19 protein-coding genes are annotated in these 20408 nt (G+C 71.5%); 5 read left to right on the top strand and 14 right to left on the bottom strand.

Annotation, left to right across the window (positions count from 1 at the left end; translation table 11 throughout):
* Positions 1–212: 212 nt before the first annotated feature.
* Positions 213–419, top strand: a complete 207-nt coding sequence (locus tag QWU11_RS15450; protein ID WP_290108828.1) for a BldC family transcriptional regulator — start codon at positions 213–215, stop codon at positions 417–419.
* A 38-nt stretch (positions 420–457) separates the two neighbouring features.
* Here QWU11_RS15450 and QWU11_RS15445 read toward each other — a convergent pair whose 3' ends face one another.
* Together QWU11_RS15445 and QWU11_RS15440 are read right to left on the bottom strand one after the other, a co-directional pair.
* A complete protein-coding gene (locus tag QWU11_RS15445; protein WP_290108827.1) occupies positions 458–730 on the bottom strand; it encodes a hypothetical protein in 273 nt (90 codons plus the stop codon).
* Positions 731–740: 10 nt separating this feature from the next.
* On the bottom strand, positions 741–1661 hold the full coding sequence (locus tag QWU11_RS15440; RefSeq protein WP_290108826.1) for a hypothetical protein: 921 nt from the start codon (positions 1659–1661) through the stop codon (positions 741–743).
* Between the two features lie 258 nt (positions 1662–1919).
* Here QWU11_RS15440 and QWU11_RS15435 point away from each other — a divergent pair, with 258 nt between their 5' ends.
* On the top strand, positions 1920–2258 hold the full coding sequence (locus QWU11_RS15435) for a PLD nuclease N-terminal domain-containing protein (RefSeq protein ID WP_290108825.1): 339 nt from the start codon (positions 1920–1922) through the stop codon (positions 2256–2258).
* A 73-nt stretch (positions 2259–2331) separates the two neighbouring features.
* Here the strand turns inward: QWU11_RS15435 and QWU11_RS15430 are convergent, their stop codons facing one another.
* The 8 genes from QWU11_RS15430 to QWU11_RS15395 form a co-directional block, all read right to left on the bottom strand.
* On the bottom strand, positions 2332–3501 hold the full coding sequence (locus QWU11_RS15430; RefSeq protein ID WP_290108824.1) for an Ig-like domain-containing protein: 1170 nt from the start codon (positions 3499–3501) through the stop codon (positions 2332–2334).
* Positions 3502–3578: 77 nt separating this feature from the next.
* Positions 3579–4535, bottom strand: coding sequence for a c-type cytochrome biogenesis protein CcsB (ccsB, locus tag QWU11_RS15425; protein ID WP_290108823.1), 957 nt, complete (start codon positions 4533–4535; stop codon positions 3579–3581).
* Between the two features lie 8 nt (positions 4536–4543).
* Positions 4544–6148: a cytochrome c biogenesis protein ResB gene (locus QWU11_RS15420; protein WP_290108822.1), complete on the bottom strand. Its 1605-nt coding sequence runs from the start codon at positions 6146–6148 to the stop codon at positions 4544–4546.
* Positions 6148–6879 (bottom strand): cytochrome c biogenesis protein CcdA, encoded by a 732-nt coding sequence (locus QWU11_RS15415; RefSeq protein WP_290108821.1) that lies wholly within the window; start codon positions 6877–6879, stop codon positions 6148–6150. The genes QWU11_RS15420 and QWU11_RS15415 overlap by 1 nt, the downstream gene beginning before the upstream one ends.
* A 16-nt stretch (positions 6880–6895) precedes the next feature.
* The gene (locus QWU11_RS15410) at positions 6896–7468 is read right to left on the bottom strand and encodes a TlpA disulfide reductase family protein (RefSeq protein ID WP_290108820.1); all 573 of its coding nucleotides are present in this window, start codon (positions 7466–7468) and stop codon (positions 6896–6898) included.
* Between the two features lie 55 nt (positions 7469–7523).
* Positions 7524–8156 (bottom strand): histidine phosphatase family protein, encoded by a 633-nt coding sequence (locus QWU11_RS15405; RefSeq protein WP_290108819.1) that lies wholly within the window; start codon positions 8154–8156, stop codon positions 7524–7526.
* Between the two features lie 256 nt (positions 8157–8412).
* Positions 8413–11172: a class IV lanthionine synthetase LanL gene (lanL, locus tag QWU11_RS15400; protein ID WP_290108818.1), complete on the bottom strand. Its 2760-nt coding sequence runs from the start codon at positions 11170–11172 to the stop codon at positions 8413–8415.
* A 116-nt stretch (positions 11173–11288) separates the two neighbouring features.
* Positions 11289–12206 carry a LysR family transcriptional regulator gene (locus QWU11_RS15395; protein ID WP_290108817.1) on the bottom strand — a complete coding sequence of 306 codons (918 nt, stop codon included), beginning with the start codon at positions 12204–12206 and terminating at the stop codon, positions 11289–11291.
* 73 nt (positions 12207–12279) lie between these two features.
* On the opposite strand from QWU11_RS15395, the gene QWU11_RS15390 reads away from it, so the two are divergent.
* The 3 genes from QWU11_RS15390 to QWU11_RS15380 are packed head-to-tail and all read left to right on the top strand — an operon-like array spanning position 12280 to position 14953.
* Positions 12280–13176: an EamA family transporter gene (locus QWU11_RS15390; RefSeq protein ID WP_290108816.1), complete on the top strand. Its 897-nt coding sequence runs from the start codon at positions 12280–12282 to the stop codon at positions 13174–13176.
* Complete coding sequence (locus QWU11_RS15385; RefSeq protein ID WP_290108815.1) at positions 13173–14039, top strand: dihydrodipicolinate synthase family protein; 867 nt, start codon at positions 13173–13175, stop codon at positions 14037–14039. Before QWU11_RS15390 ends, QWU11_RS15385 begins: the two co-directional genes overlap by 4 nt.
* Positions 14036–14953: a TIGR03619 family F420-dependent LLM class oxidoreductase gene (locus QWU11_RS15380; RefSeq protein ID WP_290108814.1), complete on the top strand. Its 918-nt coding sequence runs from the start codon at positions 14036–14038 to the stop codon at positions 14951–14953. Before QWU11_RS15385 ends, QWU11_RS15380 begins: the two co-directional genes overlap by 4 nt.
* Before the next feature lie 670 nt (positions 14954–15623).
* On the opposite strand, the gene hemL is transcribed toward QWU11_RS15380, so the two are convergent.
* The 4 genes from hemL to QWU11_RS15360 all read right to left on the bottom strand — a co-directional run bounded on the left by hemL (position 15624) and on the right by QWU11_RS15360 (position 20339).
* Complete coding sequence (gene hemL / locus QWU11_RS15375) at positions 15624–16916, bottom strand: glutamate-1-semialdehyde 2,1-aminomutase (protein ID WP_290108813.1); 1293 nt, start codon at positions 16914–16916, stop codon at positions 15624–15626.
* Between the two features lie 44 nt (positions 16917–16960).
* On the bottom strand, positions 16961–17602 hold the full coding sequence (locus QWU11_RS15370) for a bifunctional DNA primase/polymerase (RefSeq protein WP_290108812.1): 642 nt from the start codon (positions 17600–17602) through the stop codon (positions 16961–16963).
* A gap of 204 nt (positions 17603–17806) precedes the next feature.
* Entirely contained in the window at positions 17807–18793 is a 987-nt protein-coding gene (gene hemB, locus QWU11_RS15365) for a porphobilinogen synthase (RefSeq protein ID WP_290108811.1), read from the bottom strand.
* Between the two features lie 28 nt (positions 18794–18821).
* The gene (locus tag QWU11_RS15360; RefSeq protein ID WP_290109141.1) at positions 18822–20339 is read right to left on the bottom strand and encodes a uroporphyrinogen-III synthase; all 1518 of its coding nucleotides are present in this window, start codon (positions 20337–20339) and stop codon (positions 18822–18824) included.
* Positions 20340–20408 lie beyond the last annotated feature (69 nt).

Genomic DNA, 20408 nt, shown 5'->3' with positions numbered 1-20408 from the left:
AAAGACGTGGCGAGAACCGGGCACCCGCGAGCGCGGGGATGCCGATCGAGCGCCGTTGAAGTGCAACCGGACGGTCACATGTGGTCATTTCTGCATGTCACAAAACTACGTAGCGTGATGTTTTCCGAAAACAAGGGAGAAACCGGTCTTCACCCGGCACACTTAGAAACAGTCCTTCCGCGACGAGAGCGGGACAAAGGGGGAGAGAAAACGTGGAGAGCACGAGCGAACGCCTGCTGACCCCAGGCGAGGTCGCTGCCCTGTTCCGGGTCGATCCGAAAACTGTGACGCGTTGGGCCGCCGCGGGCCGGATCAGTAGCATCCGGACTCCTGGTGGGCATCGCCGTTTCAGGGAGTCAGAGGTACACGCACTACTGCGTGGCGAGGAGGCCGTCGACTCCTCCGATCTCAGCCGTTAGCAGAGTCGTCGTGACCGGCACCTGTCCCCCGGTGTCCGTCACTCTTCAGTCTGCTCGGCTTTGAAATCCTCGAACTCCCGGCGCAGCGCTTCGTCGTCCGCGCGCCATCGGCGGCGCTTGTCCGCCAGTTCTTCCTCTGTGATCGACTGATCGAGAAGGCGCTGATAGTCAGGATCATCAGGGCCGATCTCGACGTAGCCCTGCCCGATCACGCTGCCGATCTCCCCCTGGCCCCCCTTTCCCTCACGGCCGGGCCCCATCACCCCCACAGGAACCCGAAGGTTCCCGTCGGGGAGTCTGATGACGTACATCGCCTCTCCCCTAAATCCCGTATTTGCGATTGAAGAAAAGCATCACATTGAGCGCCACGCGAGTGTTCCCACCGAGCATGTCGACAAGTGCGGGTCTCTGCCGAGAGGCGATCGCCGCGAAGGCGTCCGCGAAGAACTCATGGCGCCCGAGATCGCCCGCCGGAATGTGAAAATCACTCGCGAAATGCGGAAGGCATTGCTCGTAGAGCCTACGGAACTCCGGGCTGTCGGACTGCCATTGTCGGGGCCCGTCTTCGACCATCCGCCCGTCGATGTCATCGAGTGCGTGTCCGACCTCATGCAACATAACGTCGGGCGTCGGTGAGGGCTTGTCTCCGACGACGATCGTGCGGTCGCCGTAGGCGCCGGCGCAGATGTCCCATGTGGCCTTGCCGGACGGCAAGGGAGCACCGCGCAGATATTGCATGTCGTCCAGATCGGGCACTCCGCCGGAGCCGACATAGATCCCGTCGAGTTCTTCGGCGAGCCGCTCCTTGAGCGCGTCCGGCAGCTCCGCGAGGCTGTCGACGGCGCGTACGGCGTCGGCGGGCGCCGACCGCCCGTCCTCGGCCCACTGGCGGTAGAGGATTCCCTCCAGCGCGCCGCAGTGCCGGCGCCCGTCGCGCAGGTCGACCGCGTCCGGCGGATGCGGCGCCGCGCGCGGCAGGTCCTCGTCGAGCTCGAAGTCGCGCCAGGTGTAGCGCGGTTTGTCGCCTGGAGCGGCGTCCGGCCCGCCCGCGCTCTCGAGACGGTCCCCCGGCTCGATCTTCCGGAAGCGTCCGCGCGCGTCGCGCGGCTGGAAACGCCGTGGCCGCCCGGCGGCCCGCTCCCGTACCGTCGTGGTGTCGCCGGCCGCGTCCTTGGACCGCCGGTGCCGCCCGCGGACGTCGGCCGACAGCTCGGCCTGGCGGCGGTTCCCCCGGTAGCGCATCGCACGTCCCCTCAGCGCCTCCGTGCCCGGCGGAGGCCCGCCCGGCTACGCCGTAGCGTAAGCCGGATTTCAAGAGTCCGTCATCCCCCGGCACAGCGCCCATGACTCCAGGTCAGAAAATCGAGTGAACGGATGCCGCCGGAGGGGCAGGTCAGCGGCACGTACGCGCCGGTAGGACGGTGTCCACGGGCCGCCCGCCCCGGCCCGCTCCGGCCACGGGGGGTCCGGCGCTTGCAGGCCCGAGCTACGCTGCGAAGCATGCTCGTCCTTGCCGCCGTGCTCGTCCTGGTCGCACTCGGCGTCTGGCTCTACTGCCTCTTCGAGGTGCTGTCGACCACCGAGGGCGATGCCCGTCATCTACCGAAGTTCGCCTGGTTCATGATCGTGCTGCTGGGGTTCGACCTCGGTGCCATCGCCTGGCTCGTGTTCGGGCGCCGTCGTGGTTTCGTCACCGCCGACGTCACCGCGTGGCCACCGGACTTCCTTCTATCCGGCGACGGAGGCCGCACCGAGGCGGGCGCGCCCGCTCCGATGGGCCCCGACGACGACCCGGAGTTCCTCCGGCAGCTCGACCGTCGCCTCCGCGGCGACGAATGACCGTCCCCACACGGCAGAACGCCCCGCCGGTGCGCTGAGGCACCGGCGGGGCGTTCTGTGTGAGTCGTGCGGGTCAGTGCTGCAGCGCGCTGCCCTTCAGCCAGCTCGCCCAGGACGTCTCCCAGAAGGTCCAGCCGTTGCCCGGCTCGAGCTTGCGGTCGGTGCCGGTGACGTCCACGACGTCGCCGCGCTGGGCGATGTTGTAGAACCAGCGGGCGCCGGTCGGGGACGTACGGACGCAGCCGTGGCTCACGTTGCTGTGACCGAGGGCGTAGTACTGGCCGGGGCTCTGGTGGACGTACTCACCGCGGTCGCTGATCCGCACCGCCAGCGGGATGTCCTCGGCGTAGTAGCCGGGGTCGCCCGGTTTGCGGCCCGGCGACACCATGTGCACCATCGTCGCCTTCTCCTTGGTGAGATGGATGCCGCTGGTGGTGGTGTACTCCCGGGTGGTGCCCATGCCCGTGCTGATCGGGAACTTCTTCACCTCGCCGTCGTGGTCGACCCGCATGTAGTGGGTCTTGGCGTTCGCGACGGTGATGTTCGAGGCGCCGATCTTGAAGGACTTGGTGACGTCCGTGGTGCCGTAGACGCCGCGCAGCCCGCGCACGCCGGCCATGTGGGCCGTGAAGGTGATGTTCTGGTGCGGCTGCCAGTACTTCTGCGTACGGAAGACGACCTGCTGGTCGGACGTCCAGTGCCAGGCGCCGACGTCGTTCTTGTCGGACTTGACCTCCAGCGCCTTCTCCACGTACGCGCGGTTGGCGATGGCGCGGTTGAACGTCACGATGATCGGCATGCCCACGCCGACCTTCTCGCCCGGCATCGGCGTGACGTCGCTGATGGAGAACGAGTCCGTGGCCTTCGCCAGGGTGAACTGGCTCGCCGCGCTGACGGTCTTGCCCTTGTCGCTCTTGGCCGCGGCGTTGACCGAGTAGGCCGCGCCCGGCTTCAGCGTCCAAGTGGACTTCCACTGCGTGTGGTCGGCGTTGAAGGCGCCGGGGACGGGCTTGCCGCTCTGCACCGCGGTCACCTGGTCGAGCTTTCCGCCGGTCGCGGCGACGGTGATGCCCTGGTCCGGCCGGGCCTTCGCGTCGCCGTTCGCCGGCAGGATCCGCACCGACGCGTCCGGCGCCTTGGTGCCGTCCTTGCCGTTCGTACCGGCCTCGCTGCTCTGACAGGCGCACGCGCCCGCCAGCAGTGCCGCCATGACCAGCGCGACGGCAGACCGCCTATTACTCACCCGAGTCCTCCCAGCTTTGCCCACAGCGGATGAGACGCACCTAGTGCGTGAAATGTTTGCGACCAGGGGAAGGAAAATCACCCACCGGCGTACGAGTGCAACCCGGACACCAGATAGTTGATTCCGAAGAAGTTGAAGAGCAGGCAACCGAACGCGATCAGCGAGACGATCGCCGCCTTCTTGCCTCGCCAGCCCGCGGTCGCACGGGCGTGCAGGTAGCCGGCGTAGCCGACCCAGGTGATGAACGACCAGGTCTCCTTGGGGTCCCAGCCCCAGTAGCGGCCCCACGCGGAGTCCGCCCAGATCGCACCCGCGATGATGGCGAAGGTCCAGATGGGGAACGCGAACATGATCGTCCGGTGCGCCACCGTGTCGAGCACGGCGGGGCGGGGGACGCGCTCCAGGATCCCGCCGGCCTTGGCCGGGACCCACAGCTTGACGAGATAGAGGACGGTCGCGACGCCGGCCACGGTGAACGTGCCCGTGGCGGTGACCGCGGCGGTCACGTGGATGGCGATCCAGTACGAGTGCAGCGCCGGGCGGAGCGGCCCCGGGTCGTTGTAGAGCCAGATCGTCGCGATCCCGAGCGCGATCAGGACCGCCACCATGAGGAACGGCCCGAGCCAGTTGATCTTGTAGCGCCAGAGCATCACGAGGTAGACGGTGACCGCGGCGAAGGTGATCGCGGACACGAACTCGTACATGTTGCCCCACGGCACGCGGTCCGCCGCCATGCCCCGGGTGACGATCTCCGCGCCGTGCAGCCCCCACGCGACGATGTTCATGAGGATCGCGAACCGGCCCCAGTCGACCTTGCGCCGCTCCTCCTCGGCCTCCGGCGCGTCGTCCTCGGCCTCGGGCCCGCCGGCCCCGACCAGCACCTTGGCCGGCTCGGGCACCTCGGCGGGCTCGGCGACGGCGCGGTCGCGCGCGAAGGCGATCTCGGCGGCGTACGCGACCATGGCCACGACGTAGACCAGCACGGCACCGAGCATCAACTGGTTGCTCAGGTTCGCCAGATGGGTGTCGACCATGGTCGTCGTCACTCCTCGTCAGGGGTTGTGGGCTTGGGAGCGGCGCCCGGGAGGCGCTCGGCGATCGCGTCGAACTCCGGTGTGGCTCCACCGAGAGTCAGCCCGCCGACCTCGACCACCGTACGCCCGCCGTCCGCGGCGCGTGCACGGACCCACACCCTGCGGCGTCGTACGAGGAAGGAGGTGATGATGCCGATGATCGCGATGATGCCGGCGGCGAGCGCCGGCACGCGGCCGGGGTCGTGGTTGACCTGCACGGTGATGTACTGCCGGTAGCCGTCGAAGGTGACCGAACCCGCTCCGCCCGGCAGCGTCTCGGTCTCCCCGACCGTGAGCGGCTTGGTCTTCGAACCCATCACGATCGGCTTCAGTTTGGCCGTGTCGAGCTTGTACACCGACTGCGGCAGCCCGTTGGACAGCCCGAGGTCGCCCTTGAACGCGAAGAGGGCCACCTGGGGGTTCCAGGCCGCGGGGAAGGCCGAGACGACCTTGCCCTGGGCGTTGGGGACCGCGGTCGGCCAGAACAGCCCGATGAAGCCGAGCTGGTCCGGCTGGGCGTCGGGGACCTTGATGACGCCCTCGGAGGAGTAGGTCGCCTCGTCCATCGGCAGGAACGGCACGGCGCCCTGGAAGGCGACCTGCCCCTTGCCGTCGCGGACGGTGAACCGCGGCGCGTAGCCGTGGCCGAGCAGGTAGAGCCGCGCGCCGTCCATGGCGAGCGGGTGGTTGACCTGCAGGTCGTAGGAACGCACCGGCGCCTTGAGGCCGTTCTGGTAGCGGATCTTGGCGGCGAAGGAGAGCGGCTGACCGCGGTTGGGCCCGTCAGGCAGGTAGGTCGCCTTGAAGGAGTCGAGCCAGACGGTGAACGGCGGCAGGTCCGAGGAGCTGAACGCCCGGCCGCCCTTGAACGCGTCGTAGGAGGTCAGCGTGTTGGAGAAGCCGTCGCCCTCGGTGAGGAGGACGTTGCCCTTGTAGCCGAGCGCCGCGCCGGATCCGACCGAGAACAGCAGCACGAGCAGGGCCAGGTGGAAGACCAGGTTGCCGGTCTCGCGGAGGTAGCCCTTCTCGGCCGCGACGTGGTCGCCGTGCGGGTCGACGCGGTACCGGCGGCCCTTGAGGGCCTCGGCCGCCCCGGCCAGCACCTCCTCGGGCGCGAGGTCGGTCTCGTACGAGGTGGACTCGGCGAGACGGCCGAGGTTGCGCGGGGCCTTCGGCGGCCGGGAGCGGATGTGCTGGAAGTGCTGCCACGATCGCGGCAGCACGCAGCCGGACAGGGAGATGAACAGCAGGATGTAGATCGCGGCGAACCACGGCGCCGAGAACACGTCGAACAGCGACAGGTGGTCGAGCCACGGCGCGATGGCCTTGTGGTCGGTGTAGAACTGGCTGACCTTCTCCGGCGCCACTCCGCGCTGCGGGAGGAACGAGCCCGGCACGGTGCCGAGCGCCAGGAAGAACAGCAGCACCAGGGCCGTACGCATCGAGGTGAGCTGCCGCCACCCCCAGCGGAGCCAGCCCACGACGCCGATCCCCTCCGGCCGCTCGCGGGGGGCCTGAGGCGCCGCCTGCGCCTCGGGGGCGTCCGTGCTCGTCGTCACCAGCTCACCACTCATCAGATCACCGTGTTGAAGCCGGATACCCAGCCTTGCATCTTGATCGTCAGGTCCGCCCAGGCCCCGGTGACCAGCAGCAGCCCGATCGCCACGAGCATGCCGCCGCCGACGCGCATCACCGCCTGGTAGTGCCGCTTGACGAAGCCGAACGCGCTCAGCGCCCGGCGGTACGCCAGCGCGGTGAGCAGGAACGGGACGCCCAGCCCGAGACAGTACGCGAAGGACAGCAGCGCCCCCCGCGAGGCGCTCGCCTCGCTGTAGGCCATCGCCTGCACGGCCGCGAGCGTCGGCCCGATGCACGGAGTCCAGCCGAGGCCGAACAGCATGCCGAGGAGCGGCGCGCCCGCCACCCCGGCGGCCGGGAGCCGGCTCGACCTGACCGTACGCTGCAGGCCGGGCACGAACCCCATGAACGCCAGGCCGAGCACGATGGTGACCGCGCCCAGCACACGCGTGAGGACGGTCGTGTGCCGCTGCAGGAGCGCGCCGAAACCGCCGAAGGCCAGCCCGGCGCTGACGAAAACCACGGTGAAACCGAGCACGAACAGCGCCACGCCCAGCAGCAGCCGCCCACGGCGCTGCGCCGCGAGGTCGACGCCGCTCATCCCGGTGACGTAGGACAGGTAGCCGGGGACCAGCGGCAGCACGCACGGCGACAGGAACGACACCAGCCCGGCCGCCGCCGCGACCGGGAACGCCAGCACCAGGGAGCCGCTCGTCACCGTGCTCACCGGGTCCGCCCCCCGGTCACTTCTCGGCCGCGAGGCGCGTGACGATGTCTCTCAAAGGGGAGTACGAGACGCTGCCGATGGCGCGGGCGGCGACGTTGCCCTGGCGGTCGATGACGAGCGTGGAGGGCACGGCGTTGGGCGGGATGTCGCGGAACGCCAGCGCGATCTGGCCCGCCTGGTCGTACAGGCTCGGGTAGGTGACCTTGAAGGTGCGCAGGAACGCCTGCGCGTTGTCCTTGCCGTCCTTGATGTCCACGCCGACGAACTGCACGCCGGAGGCCTTGGTCTCGTCGTAGACCTTCTGCATCGTCGGCGCCTCGGCACGGCAGGGCGCGCACCACGACGCCCAGAAGTTGACGACGGTGATCTTGCCCTGGAACTCGGCCAGCTTGAGCGGCCTGCCGTCGAGCGTGGTGCCCTGGACGGCGGGCGCGGGCTTGCGATCCTTGATCACTTCGCTGACGCCGTTGCCCGCCACATAGCGCGCCTCGCCGCCGGGACCGTTCTGCACGGCACCGGCGCCCGCGCAGCCCGTGAGGGCGCCGGCGAGAAGAACCAGGGCCGGCACGGTCAGGACATGACGGTTCACGGCGAGACTCCTACTACTACAGGGCGTAGTACTTGGTCCTATTGTGCCTGAGGGGTCAGGCGCCGGGGACACTGGGGCGGCGCGACAGCTCACCCGCGGGTTCGGCGTAGTCGACCTTGATGATGCGGCCGTCGTCGTACGTCACGCTCGTGACGCTCGCCAGGCCGCACTGGCGCCGGGCCGGGTTGTGCCACAGGTGGCGGCCCTCGACCTTGCGGCGGGTCACCCAGATGGGCAGCTGGTGGCTGACGCACACCGCCTCGTGACCGCTCGCGGCGTCACGTATGTCGGCCATGGCGGCCAGCATGCGGCTTGCGATCTCTTCGTAGGGCTCGCCCCACGAGGGGCGGAAGGGGTTCCAGAGGTAGGGCCAGTGCTCGGGCCGGCGCAGCGAACCGTCGCCGACGCCGAAGGTGCGGCCCTCGAAGTGGTTGCCGGCCTCGATCAGCCGGTCGTCGGTGGAGACGGGGAGCTTCAGCGCCTGGGCGATCGGCTCGGCCGTCTGCTGGGCGCGCTCCATGGGAGAGGAGCAGAGGACCGTGATGTCGCGGCCGGTGAGCCACTTGGCCGCGGTCTCGGCCATCAGCCGGCCGTCGTCGCTGAGGTGGTAGCCCGGCAGGCGCCCGTAGAGGACACCCTCGGGGTTGTGCACCTCACCGTGGCGCAGCAGATGAACGATGGTCTTCATGGCGGCCTAACACTACCGGGCCCCCGGCGCGGGGGGACCGCCCGGGTGGCGGCGTTGGAGAAGCCGTTGCGGAAGCCGTTGCGGAAGACAGGGCCGGGGCTCCCTTTTCCGATTCGAGAGCCCCGGCCGCGTCGCTCAGATCAGCAGACGGTGGTCCAGGTCGGTACCCGGTCCGCCGCGGCGGGGATGCAGGGCGTCCGGTCCTCGGCCACGGTCTCCTCGGGCAGCCGCTGCAGTTCGTCCAGGTCGGCTGTGATCATCGGCGTTTCCTTTCTGAGGGGATGGGACTCGATCGGTGCGACATCGCGCCGCACGTTCTCAGGGCCGCCTCGATCGGCGGCATGAACAGGCTCACCGGGGAGCCGTCCAGGCGGAGCAGGGCGGCGGTGACGCCGGCGGTGCCGACGCCCCAGCCGGGAAAGACCTCCAGGCCGGTGTGGTCGGGGGTGAGGAGCAGCCCGTCGCGGACCACCGCGCGGGCGGCGAGCGCGGAGACGGCCTCGCGCGCCCGGTCCCGGTAGGACTCCTCGCCGGTCGCGTCGGCGAGGTCGAGCAGGTAGCCGATGGAGCCGGCGTTGCCGTGACAGTTCACGGGCCGGGACTGCCAGATGTCGTGCCGTACGGCGGCCGCGGCGCCCTCGGCCGTGGTGAGCAGGGCGGGCGCTCCCGTCGCGCGCCACAGCCGCACCAGGAAACCGCCGACGCCGGCGGCGCCGCTGCACCAGCCGGTGAGGGGCACGTCGTCGCCCGGCCCGGCGCTCCAGCGGGCGGTGCCGCCCGTGCCCCAGAGCGTGGCGGCGAGCAGTGTACGGCCGGCCTGGTCGGCCGCTTCGCGGCAGTCGGCGCGTCCTGTGGCGGTGGCCGCGTCGAGGAGGAAGGCGGCGATGCCCGCGGTGCCGTGCGCGAAGCCGTGGTGGGTGGCGCCGTCGGGCAACTGGGGCGGGTGGGGCGGGACGGGCCAGACGATGCCGTCGCCGTCACGGACGGCCGCCGTCAGCAGCGCGTCGGCGCACTCCCCGGCCTGGCCGAGGAAGGTCTCCCGGCCGGTGTGCCGCCAGAACCGCAGGGCGGTCAGCCCCGCTCCGGCGATCCCGTGGCTGACGTCCGGCACCGGCCCGGAGACGGGGAGCCGCTCGGCGGCGTCGGCGGTCCGGGCGATGAGGTCCTCGTCCTGGAGCGCGATGCCCGCTTCGAGGAGCGCCCAGTACGTGCCGGAGCGCCCGAAGTGCAGGCCGGGCAGGACGAGAGGTTCCCGCGCGGCCGCTCTTTCGAGGTGCCGGGCGGCGCGTTCGGTGGCGGTGCGGATCTCGGGCGTGGGCCGGTGCCGCAGGGCCGTCGCGAGGACGCCGAGGATGCCCGCCGCGCCGTAGTAGAGGTTGCCGGGATCGGTGGTGGCCCCGAACAGGTCGGCGGGCCACCAGCGCCCGGCACCCGGCTCGGAGAGCCGGTCCGGATCGACGTCCCGGCCACCGGAACCGACGAGATACGCGAGCCCGTCGCCCAGCAGCCGCTCCACGTCGTCACGCCCGGCCCCGGGCCCCCGCCCTGCCGGCCCCAGGGCGACGCCATGGCCCCGTCCCCCGGCCGAACCATTGCCGGCGGTCTCGTGAAGGGCCTCTTGTACCCGGTCGAGCGGTGGGCGGAGGGCGGGGTCCTCCCGCAGCAGCGCCAGGATCAGGGGGCGGAGGGCGGCGGCGAGCGGGAGGTCGCGGGCGGCGCGGGTCAGCCAGTCGTCGAGCCGCCGATGGGTGTCGCGGTCGTCATTCGCCAGGATCGGCTCGGCGCCCGTCGTCAGGGCGAAGAGGATCGCGCCCAGGCCGTACAGGTCGGCGGCCGGGGTGGCGCGCCGGGCGGTCCACTGTTCCGGGGCCGCGTAGCCCGGGGAGCCGCCGGGGACGGCGTCCTCGTCCGGCGTGCCGGCCAGTTCCAGGTCGATCAGGCGCAGGTCGCCGTCCGGGAGGACCAGGACGTTCGCCGGGGTCAGGTCGCGGATGACCACACCCTCGCGGTGGACGGCGGCGACCAGGTCCACGAGCCTGCCCGCCGTACGCAGGACCGCACGCTCGTCCGGCCCGCCTCCCCGGTGGAGACGCTGCAGGTGGACGCTCAGCGACACGCCGTCGATGGCCTCGACGGCCAGGAAGGCGTGCTCGGGGAGTTCGATCAGGGCGTGGACGCGGGGCACGACTCCCGTCGCGGCGAGGCGGCCGAGCAGACGCGCCTCGTTGCGCAGCAGGTCACGTACGTCGCCGCCGTCAGGCCGTACCTCGACGTACCGGCGGCCCTGCTTGACCACGACCTCCCGGCCCGTCGTACGGTCCGTGGCGCGGAAGACGCCGCCCTTGTTGGCGTGCCGGATGGCGCCGCGCAGCAGGAACCGGTCCCCGATCAGCACCCCGCGCGGTGCGGCCCCAGGAGCCTCGGCCGGTTCGCCGAAGGGGCTGGAGGGCGCCCAGGACGGCGGTTCGAACCAGGCCGACCGCCGGTCGGGGACGCACGTACCGTCCGGCGCGGTCACGACGGGCTCGTAGACACCGTTTCCGGCCAGCCGCACCTTGCGCACGAAACCGCCGAAGCGGAAGTGCACCAGGCTGCCGGGCCGGTACGGGCGGTCGGACAGGATGCGTGGGCCCGCCAGGCCCTCCGTGGCCCGGTGCAGCGCCTCGGCCAGCGCCGCCACGCCGGCGTCGTCGGGCGGATAGACGGTGAGGAACTTCCCGGCCGAGGCGCGGTCGAAGTGCCGTCCCGTCAGACGGGCGATCTCGGCCGGTGAGGCGGCGAACTTGAACGGGCAGCCCGCCTCCGCGAGCACGGGCGTGACCGTGTCCAGGACCCGCTCGGCGGACGGCGGCACGGCCGACAGGTGGATCTTCCAGCCCTGGTCGCGTAGGCGAGCGCCCTCGGGCGCGGCGTGCGTCCAGGTCCCGGCGCGGTCGAGCCGCCAGCCGGCGGGCAGCCGGGCCCGTACGACCCGGGCGTAGATCTCCGGGTCGTACCGCGACGACGGTGCCGGCACGGTCAGCCCTCCAGGTCGCCGGCGAGCGGTCAAGATCGACCTTTACGGAGGGTAAGTTTTCCCCGTTGCTTCAGTCAATAACTAGGATTTGCCGCTTATTTCGGACCGATCGAGGCTCAGCCGGCCTCGGCGAGGGTCAGGGTCGGGGCGGACGCGCGGAGCGCGGTGACGGCGGCGCGGATGGCCGGACGGCGCGCGGCCTCGGCCCGCCAGATCGCGTACACGTGACGGGTCAGCGCGGGGCGTACCGGCAGGATCCGGACGCCCTCCGGGATGTCGCAGCGCCCGAGCCGCGGCACGATCGCCGCGCCCAGTCCCACGGCGACCAGCGCGAGCTGCGTCGCGTACTCGTCGGCCGTGTGCGCGATCCGCGGCTCCAGCCCGGCCGAGCGCAGCGTGTGGACCAGCCAGTCGCGGCAGATCGCGCCCGGCGACTGGGCGATCCACGCGTCGCCGTGCAACTCGCCGAGGTCGATCACGGACCGTGCGGCGAGCGGGTGGCTCGCGGGCAGCGCCACGTCGGCGACGTCGTCCACCAGCGAGGACTTGACCAGGCCGTCCGGGATGGCCAGCGGCACGTTGAACCAGTCCTGTACGACGCCGAGGTCGACCTCGCCGCGGACCGCGAGCGGCACCGCCGAGTGCGGCTCCTGCTCGCGCAGGCAGACCCGCAGGCGCGGATGCTGCTGGGCCAGGGCGCGCAGCGCCGGGGGCACGAGGCCGCGCGCCGCCGTGGGGAAGGCCGCCACCGCGAGCTCGCCGACGACCTCGCCGCGCTGGGCCTCCAGGTCCGATTCCGCCTCCTCGACCATCGCGAGGATGCGCTCGGCGTGCGCGGCGAGCAGCGTCGCGGCGTCGGTGAGGCGGACGCCCCGCCCGTACCGTTCGAGCAGCTTCTGCCCCGTCTCGCGTTCGAGTTTGGCCATCTGCTGGGAGACGGCGGAGGTCGTGACGTGCAGCACGTCGGCGGCGGCGCTCACCGAGCCGTACGTCGCCACGGCGTTGAGTGCCCGGAGCCGGTCCAGATCAAGCATGTAGTAACACTACACATATTTCGTAAAGAAAAGTCGCTTGTCCTAAACAGTCGGTAAGACCAGCATCGGCCACATGAAACCTCGCCACGTCGCCATCGCGGTGGTGATCGCCGCGCTCTGGGGCGTCAACTTCGTCGTCATCGACGTCGGCCTCGACTCGCTGCCTCCCCTGTTCTTCGCGGGCGTGCGGTTCGTCGCCGCCGCCTTCCCCGCCATCCTGTTCGTCCGCCGCCCGGCGATCCCGTGGCGGTGGTTCGTGCTCGTCGGCCTGCCGCTCGGCGTCGGCCAGTTCGGCCTGCTGTTCATCAGCATGCACATCGGCATGCCGGCCGGCCTCTCGTCGCTGGTGCTGCAGACCCAGGCGCTGTTCACCGCGCTGTTCGCCGCGGTCATGCTGCGCGAGCGCCCGCGCCGTACGCAGACGGCGGGGATGGTCGTGGCGTTCGCCGGGATCGCGCTGATCGGCCTGACGCTCGGCCAGGGCAGCCCGCTGCTCGCCTTCGTCCTGGCCATCGGCGCCGCGGGCATGTGGGGGCTGGCCAACATCGGCTTGCGCAAGGCCCAGCCGCCGGACTCGTTCGCGTTCATGGTCTGGGTCAGCCTCGTGCCACCACTCCCCCTCCTGGCCCTGTCGGCGATCTTCGAGGGACCGCGCGCGGACCTGCACGCGCTCGCACACGTCTCGATCGGCGGCCTCGGCGCGCTGTTCTACGTCGCGTACGTCTCGACGCTCGTCGGCTTCGGCGCGTGGGGCTGGCTGATGCGGCGCTACGACGCCGGGCAGGTCGCGATGTACTCCCTGCTCGTGCCCCCGTTCGGCATGTCGTCGGCGGCGCTGTTCCTCGGCGAGCCGATCACCGTGACCGACGTCGTCGCGGCCCTGCTCATCGTGGGCGGCGTCGCGCTGGGCAGCGTACGGCGGCGCCGCCGACCCCTGCCCGCTCTCCCACAGCCGGCGGCCGTGCGATGAGGGGCGTCCACGTCCCGATCGTGACGCCGTTCGCCGCCGGCGGCGCGGTCGACGTCGCCTCGCTGGAACGGCTGGCCCACCACCTGCTCGACCAGGGCGCCGCGGGCCTGGTCGCCCTCGGCACGACCGGCGAGGCCCCGATGCTGACCGCCGGCGAGCGCCGTACGGTCGTCGAGACCTGCCGCCGGGTCAGCGACGCGCACGGCACGCCGCTCACGGTCGGCGCCGGTTCGATCGGCACGGAGGAGTCCGTACGGCAGGCCGAGGAGCGCGCCTCGGCCGCCGACCTGCTGCTCGTCCTCGTGCCGTACTACCTGCGCCCCTCCGACGAGGGCGTCGTCGAGCACTTCGCGGCGGTCGGCGCCGCGGCCGGAGTGCCGCTGATCGTCTACAACGTCCCGTACCGGACCGGTAAGACGCTGCGCGTCCAGACCCTGCTGACGCTCCTGGCCTCTTCGCACGTCGCCGGGGTCAAGCACTGCCCCGGAGCCATCGACGCGGACACGCTGACCCTCCTCGCGGGGGCCGGGACCGTCCTCTGCGGCGACGACGCGTTCCTGCTCCCGATGCTGCAGTTGGGCGCGGCCGGCGGGATCGCGGCGACCGCCAACGTCGCCCCCGCCTCGATGGCCGTTCTGTCGTCTGCCGTGAGCACCGGTGACAACGTACGGGCGATCCGCGTGCACGAGGCCCTGCTGCCGCTGACGCGCGCCCTGTTCGCCGAGCCGTCGCCGGGCGTCATCAAGGCGGTGCTGGCCGAGCAGTGCCTGATCTCTCATGCGGGCGTACGCGCGCCGCTGCGACCGCCGTCGGGTGCCTCGATCGGCGCGGCCATGGACGCCCTGAAAGAATCGGCGGTATGAAGATCGGATTCGGCGCTCCCGTGGCGGGCGCATGGGCGACCCCGGAGAACCTCGGTTACTTCGCCGGCCGCGCCGAGGAGCTGGGGTACGCGTCACTGTGGGCGTTCCACCGCCTGCTGGTGCCGGAGGACAAGGAGGCGATGGCCCCGGTGTACCGGAGCGTCCTGGATCCTCTGGGCGCGCTGACCTACGCCGCCGCCTGCTCGTCCCGGATCCGGCTCGGCGTCGCGCTGGTCAACCTGCCGTTCGTCACGCCGGTGTACCTCGCCAAGCAGGCGGCCACGCTGGACGTCCTGTCCGGCGGGCGGCTCGACCTGGGCCTCGGCACCGGCTGGCAGGACGAGGAGTTCGTCGCCAGCGGCGCGTCGAAGGAACGCCGGGGCGCGCGCGCCGAGGAGTACCTCGCCGCCCTGCACACGCTGTGGACGGACGAGGTCAGCTCCTACGAGGGCGAGCTCTACACGATCCCGCCGAGCCGCATGGCCCCGAAACCGATCCAGAGACCGGGCCCGCCGGTGCTCCTGGGCGGCTCGGTCGACGCCGCCCTCCAGCGCGCCGGCCGCCTGGCCGCGGGCTGGATGAGCCGCAGCGCCACCGACCTGACGAAGATCCACGAACAGATCGGCGTGGTACGCGCCGCCGCGGAGGAGGCCGGGAAGGACCCGGCCGAGGTCCGCGTGGTCGTACGGGGCGTGGTGCGGGCGGGCCAGGAGGCGGTGGATGACCACGGTGACCGCGTCCGGCTGTCGGGCTCCTACGAACAGATCCGCGAGGACGCGGCCTGGCTGGGCGAGCTGGGCGTCACGGAACTGTTCTACGACCTGAACTGGGACCCGCTGGTGGGCTCGCCTGACGTCACCACCGAGGCGGCCACCGACCGCGCCAAGGAGATCCTCGAAGCCCTGGCCCCCTGACGGGAGGCCCGCCCGAACCGAGGCCACGACACCCGGCCCGCCGATCTTTCTGGAGCGAGGCCGGCCGGGTTCGGCGAGGGCAGGCCGCAGGGAAGAGTGGCGCGCGGACGGGCGAGGACGACCGTGTTCCACGACCGCTTGGCGCCGCACAAGGTACCGCCGCGCGCCCGGCCGCGACGGCGGCGGCCCGCGTCACGTGCAGAGAGCCCAGCGACCTGGCTCAAGGGCGCCGGCCGGGCGGTCGGAGGGGGCCTTGTTCCTATGCGGGCGAGGGCAGCACCCTTCCCACCGCACCGGCGCTGACCGGTTTGCACATGCCCCTACGCGGGCGAGGGCAGTACGCATCATGATCAGGCGCCGCGCGAAACCATGCGTCGTACCTCCGCGCTAACGCAAACGCGCACTCGCATCCACCTCAACAAACGCCCCACCCACCCACACCGGACGGCCGGTGGAATGCCCGTCCGGCTCCGCATTTCCGCCAGTTCCCGCGTACGGTGCGCGTCCTTGCTCCGCCTCGCGTGGCGTCGTCGCGAGCCTTCGACGCCGGGTGTCTGCCGCGGCGCGCACCGTCGCTTCATCTCGGCGACTCCCCGCGCCGCGCGGAAGGGCTCGCCGTGGCCGGACGGCAGGTCCGCCGACGGGTTCCGCGCCGCCTCCGCGCGCCCTCCTACTCCGCCTCGGCGGCGGCTCGGGCGGCGTGGGGAAGGGCCTCGGCGATGCGTTCCAGGGCCGCGTCGTCGTGGGCCGCGGACAAGAACCAGGCCTCGTACGCGGACGGGGGCAGATAGACCCCCCGGTCCAAGGCGGCGTGGAAGAACGCCGCGTAGCGGCGTGTGTCCTGCCTCTGGGCGCCGGCGAAGTCGCGTACCCGCTCCGGGGCGAAGAAGATCGAGAACAGGTTGCCCGCGACCTGCAGCCGGTGTTCCACGCCCTCCTTGGTCAGGGCGTCCGACGCCTCCTGGGCCACCGTCGCGGCGGCGCGGTCGATGCGGGCGTAGACCTCGTCCGTCGCCTCCCGCAGCGTGGTCAGGCCGGCCGCGGTGGCCAGCGGATTGCCCGACAGCGTGCCCGCCTGGTACACCGGGCCGGCCGGGGCCAGCTGCGCCATGATGTCCGCCCGGCCGCCGAACGCCGCCGCAGGAAGGCCGCCGCCCATGACCTTGCCGAACGTGCACAGGTCGCCGGCCACGCCGTCGACGCCGTACCAGCCCGATCGGGACACCCGGAAGCCGGTCAGCACCTCGTCCATGATCAGCAGGGCGCCGTACTGCGCGCAGACGCCCTTGAGCCGCAGGTTGAAGTCGTCCGCCGGCGGCACGATGCCCATGTTGGCCGGGCACGCCTCGGTGATGACGCAGGCGATCTGGTCGCCATGCTCGGCGAAGGCCTCCTCGACGGCGGCCAGGTCGTTGTAGGGCAGCACGATCGTGTCGGCGGTGGCCGCTCCGGTGACGCCCGGGGAGTCGGGCAGGCCGAAGGTCGCCACGCCCGATCCGGCCGCGGCGAGCAGCCCGTCGGAGTGGCCGTGGTAGCACCCGGAGAATTTCACGATCTTGGAGCGGCCCGTGAAGCCGCGCGCCAGGCGGATGGCGGACATCGTCGCCTCGGTGCCGGAGCTGACGAGGCGTACCTGCTCGACCGGTGTACGGGCGACGATCTCCTCGGCGAGCAGGACCTCGCCCTCGGTGGGCGCGCCGTAAGACGTGCCGAGCGCGGTGGCCCGTTGTACGGCCTCGACCACGGCCGGGTGGGCGTGGCCGAGGATCATCGGCCCCCACGAGCAGATCAGGTCGACGTACTCGTTGCCGTCGACGTCGGTGAGGTAGGGCCCACGGGCGGAGGCGATGAATCGCGGCGTTCCGCCGACCGCGCCGAACGCGCGTACCGGCGAGTTGACCCCACCCGGCACGACTGTGCCGGCCCGGTCGAAAAGGGCTTGGGAGATCTGGTGCGAAGTCACGTCTTCGAGTCTCCCAGAGGAATACCGCCCGGGAGGATCCGGTGTCACTCGCAGACGTCCGCGAGGATCTCCAGGACGCGTACGGGGTCGGGCAGCGCTGCGTCCTGCGGGGAGTTCACCCAGGTCACCTCGCCACCGAAGGGCAGCACGGACGGCGGTACGACGACGTAGCTGTCGCGGCAGTGCCAGCGCATGCCCGGCGTCTCTGCCACGCTCTCGGGGACGGTGTCGAGGTGGCAGGACCACCATTCGTCCTCGTCCACCGGCGCGCCGCGGGTCGCGACGAAGAAGAGATGGCGCTCATCCCCCATCGCGGCCACCGGGCCGGCGGGCACCTGCTCGGCCGCCATGCGGGCCAGCGCGAGCCGGCCGGCCGGCGCGGGTACGTCGAACACGTCGAAGACCCGCCCGGTCGGCAGGATGATGTTGGCCTCGGGCGTCGCCGCCCACCACTGGCCGACCCGCTCGGCGTCGATCGTCGCCTGCAGCTGCCACACCTGTGAGGCCGGATGCGCGCCCGGCGACGGGCAGCCGATCCGGTCGCACGAACAGGCCCGCGCACCGTCCGTGGCCGCGTGCGCGCCCGGACAACACGGCCAGCCCAGGGCCGCGTACTCCTGAGCCGCGGCCGCTATCTGCACTTTTTGCCGCTTCGCGGCGTTTTTCGTGACGGAAGTTCCTACCATGTCCGCTCCCCCTCCACCTCTTACCACCGATGATGACGTCCTGGTCCTGGCGCGGTCGCAACAACCCCGGGATAGCGGCGAACACGTGACCTGACCGAAATGACGGGCACGCTTCATAGCCGCTTAAGAGCGGTGTGATAGGGCGCCGCGAGAGGATCTCAGGGCGCTGTGGGCTCGGGTCGAACGGAGGCCGACCCGGCCTCATCAGTCAGTGAGCGACCGTGCGACCTCGGTGGCCCAGTAGGTCAGCACGATGTCCGCGCCCGCGCGGCGGATCGAGGTCAGGGTCTCGTCGATGATCCGGCGCCGGTCCACCCAGCCCTGGGCGGCGGCCGCCTCGACCATGGCGTACTCCCCGCTGACCTGGTAGGCCGCCACCGGCACGCGTACGGACTCGCGGACCCGCCGCACGATGTCGAGGTAGGTCATCGCCGGCTTGACCATGACCATGTCGGCACCCTCGTCGATGTCGAGGGCGACCTCACGCAGGGCCTCCTCGGCGTTGGCCGGGTCCTCCTGGTAGGCCGCCCGGTCGCCGAACCGCGGTGCGCACTCGGCGGCCTCGCGGAAGGGGCCGTAGAACGCCGAGGCGTACTTCACGGCGTACGCCATGATCGACACCCCGGAGTAGCCGGCGTGGTCGAGGGCGGTGCGGATCACGCCCACCTGACCGTCCATCATGCCGCTCGGCGCGACGACCTCGGCACCCGCCGCGGCCTGGGCCGCCGCGATCGAGGCGTAGCGCTCCAGCGTCGCGTCGTTGTCCACCTCGCCGGAGCTGGTGAGGATGCCGCAGTGCCCGTGGTCGGTGTACTCGTCGAGGCAGAGGTCGGCCATCAGGACCGTGGCCTCGCCGACCTCGGAGGACAGGTCACGCAGGGCCTTCTGCACGATCCCGGCCGGGTCGTCGGCGCCGGAACCCCGGCCGTCCTTGACCGCCGGGATACCGAACAGGATCAGCCCGCCTACTCCGGCCTCCGCGGCGTCGTAGGCGGCCTTGCGCAGGGTGTCCCTCGTGTGCTGCATCACGCCCGGCATGGACGAGATCGGCTGTGCCTCGGAGATGCCCTCCTTGACGAAGAGCGGCTGGACGAGATCGGCCGGGCGCACCCGGGTCTCGGCGACCATCCGGCGCATCGCGGGAGTACGGCGGAGCCGCCGGGGACGTACGACGGGGAACTGCGCGGTCACGGCAAAGCTCTCTCTCGGCAGATCAAAATCACTTACGGCGGCGGGCTCCGCGACGCATCTCGCTCGGCTTGCGCAGCGGGTCGCCGGCCTCGACCTGAGCGGCCCGACGCTTGGCACCGTACTCCGAAACCGCCTCCGCGAGGGCGCTCGCGGACGGTTTGTCCGCGATCACGTCAACGCGCAGGCCGTACTCCTCAGCCGTCTTCGCGGTCTGCGGGCCGATCACCGCGATCACGGTCACGTTGTGCGGCTTGCCCGCGATGCCGATGAGGTTGCGGACCGTCGAGGAGGACGTGAAGAGCACGGCGTCGAAGCCGCCGCCCTTGATCGCCTCGCGGATCGGCTGCGGCGGCGGCGCGGCGCGTACGGTCCGGTAGGCCGTGACGTCGTCACACTCCCAGCCGAGGTCGGTCAGGCCCGCCACGAGCGTCTCGGTGGCGATGTCGGCGCGCGGCAGCAGGACCCGGTTGATCGGGTCCAGGTCCTTGTCGTACGGCGGCCAGACCTCGAGGAGGCCCTCGGAGGACTGCTGGTCGGCGGGCATCAGGTCGGGCCGGATGCCGAACTCCACCAGCGACGCCGCCGTCTGGTCGCCCACCGCCGCCACCTTGAGCCCGGCGAAGGCGCGGGCGTCCAGGCCGTACTGCTCGAACCGCTCGCGCACGGCGCGTACGGCGTTGGCGGAGGTGAAGACGACCCACTCGTAACGCCCGGTGACGAGACCCTTGACGGCACGTTCCATTTGCTGCGGAGTGCGAGGGGGCTCGACCGAGATCGTCGGCACCTCCTCGGGCACCGCGCCGTACGAGCGGAGCTGTTCGGACAGCGAGGCGGCCTGCTCCTTGGTCCGCGGCACGAGCACCCGCCAGCCGAACAGCGGCTTGGTCTCGAACCAGGACAGCTTGTCGCGCCAGCCGACGACGTCGCCGACCACGATCAGGGACGGCGCGTCGAGGTGCTTGGTGTCCGGGGCCACGCGGGCGAGCGTGGAGGACACGGTGTACTGCTCCGTCGTGGTGCCCATCGAGGTCACCGCGACCGGCGTCGCGTCGGGGCGGCCGGCGGCGATCAGGCCCTTGGCCACCTCGCCCATGGTGTTCTCCGCGCCGATGATCACCAGGGTCGCCGCGCCGGCGTACGCGCTCCAGTCGACGCCGCCCTCCTGTGCGTCGACCACCATGACGTCGCGGTGCTTGCCGTCGGTCAGCGGGATGCCGGTGTAGGCGGGCACGCCGCTGACGGCCGAGATGCCAGGAACGATCTCGAACGGCACGCGTCCCTTGACACACGCCTTGGCCTCGTCGGTCATGACCGACCCGATCCCCGGGTCGCCGACGAAGACCCGTGCCACCAGCCGGCCCGAGCGGGCCAGCGTGACCGGGTTGACCGTGCCGGGCTCCACGACCTCCGCGGACGCGTTGAAGTGCTCGCGGAACGCCGAGGCCGTCGCCTCGTGGACCACGATGACGTCGGCCGCGCGGAGCAGGCGCAGGGCCCTCAGCGTTAGCAGCTCCGGATCTCCCGGGCCGACACCGACAAAGGCCACTCTGCCCGGCTGGCCGGCCGGCCGCTTACCCGGCCGGGCCGTACCGCTCGTGGCGGCCGGGCTCTTGCT

Origin of the sequence: Actinomadura sp. DC4 (assembly GCF_030406325.1) — a bacterium.
Taxonomy (GTDB): Bacteria; Actinomycetota; Actinomycetes; order Streptosporangiales; family Streptosporangiaceae; genus Actinoallomurus.
Note: the sequence above shows the minus strand (reverse complement) of the source record. Positions and strands in the feature narration are given on the sequence as shown.

Bases quoted from the DNA above. Each gene is read 5' to 3' on its own strand.
- QWU11_RS15445 (WP_290108827.1), bottom strand. From the start codon at position 730: ATGTACGTCATCAGACTCCCCGACGGGAACCTTCGGGTTCCTGTGGGG.
- QWU11_RS15440 (WP_290108826.1), bottom strand. From the start codon at position 1,661: ATGCGCTACCGGGGGAACCGCCGCCAGGCCGAGCTGTCGGCCGACGTC.
- QWU11_RS15435 (WP_290108825.1), top strand. From the start codon at position 1,920: ATGCTCGTCCTTGCCGCCGTGCTCGTCCTGGTCGCACTCGGCGTCTGG.
- ccsB (WP_290108823.1), bottom strand. From the start codon at position 4,535: ATGGTCGACACCCATCTGGCGAACCTGAGCAACCAGTTGATGCTCGGT.
- QWU11_RS15420 (WP_290108822.1), bottom strand. From the start codon at position 6,148: ATGAGTGGTGAGCTGGTGACGACGAGCACGGACGCCCCCGAGGCGCAG.
- QWU11_RS15405 (WP_290108819.1), bottom strand. From the start codon at position 8,156: ATGAAGACCATCGTTCATCTGCTGCGCCACGGTGAGGTGCACAACCCC.
- QWU11_RS15395 (WP_290108817.1), bottom strand. From the start codon at position 12,206: ATGCTTGATCTGGACCGGCTCCGGGCACTCAACGCCGTGGCGACGTAC.
- QWU11_RS15390 (WP_290108816.1), top strand. From the start codon at position 12,280: ATGAAACCTCGCCACGTCGCCATCGCGGTGGTGATCGCCGCGCTCTGG.
- QWU11_RS15385 (WP_290108815.1), top strand. From the start codon at position 13,173: ATGAGGGGCGTCCACGTCCCGATCGTGACGCCGTTCGCCGCCGGCGGC.
- QWU11_RS15380 (WP_290108814.1), top strand. From the start codon at position 14,036: ATGAAGATCGGATTCGGCGCTCCCGTGGCGGGCGCATGGGCGACCCCG.
- QWU11_RS15370 (WP_290108812.1), bottom strand. From the start codon at position 17,602: ATGGTAGGAACTTCCGTCACGAAAAACGCCGCGAAGCGGCAAAAAGTG.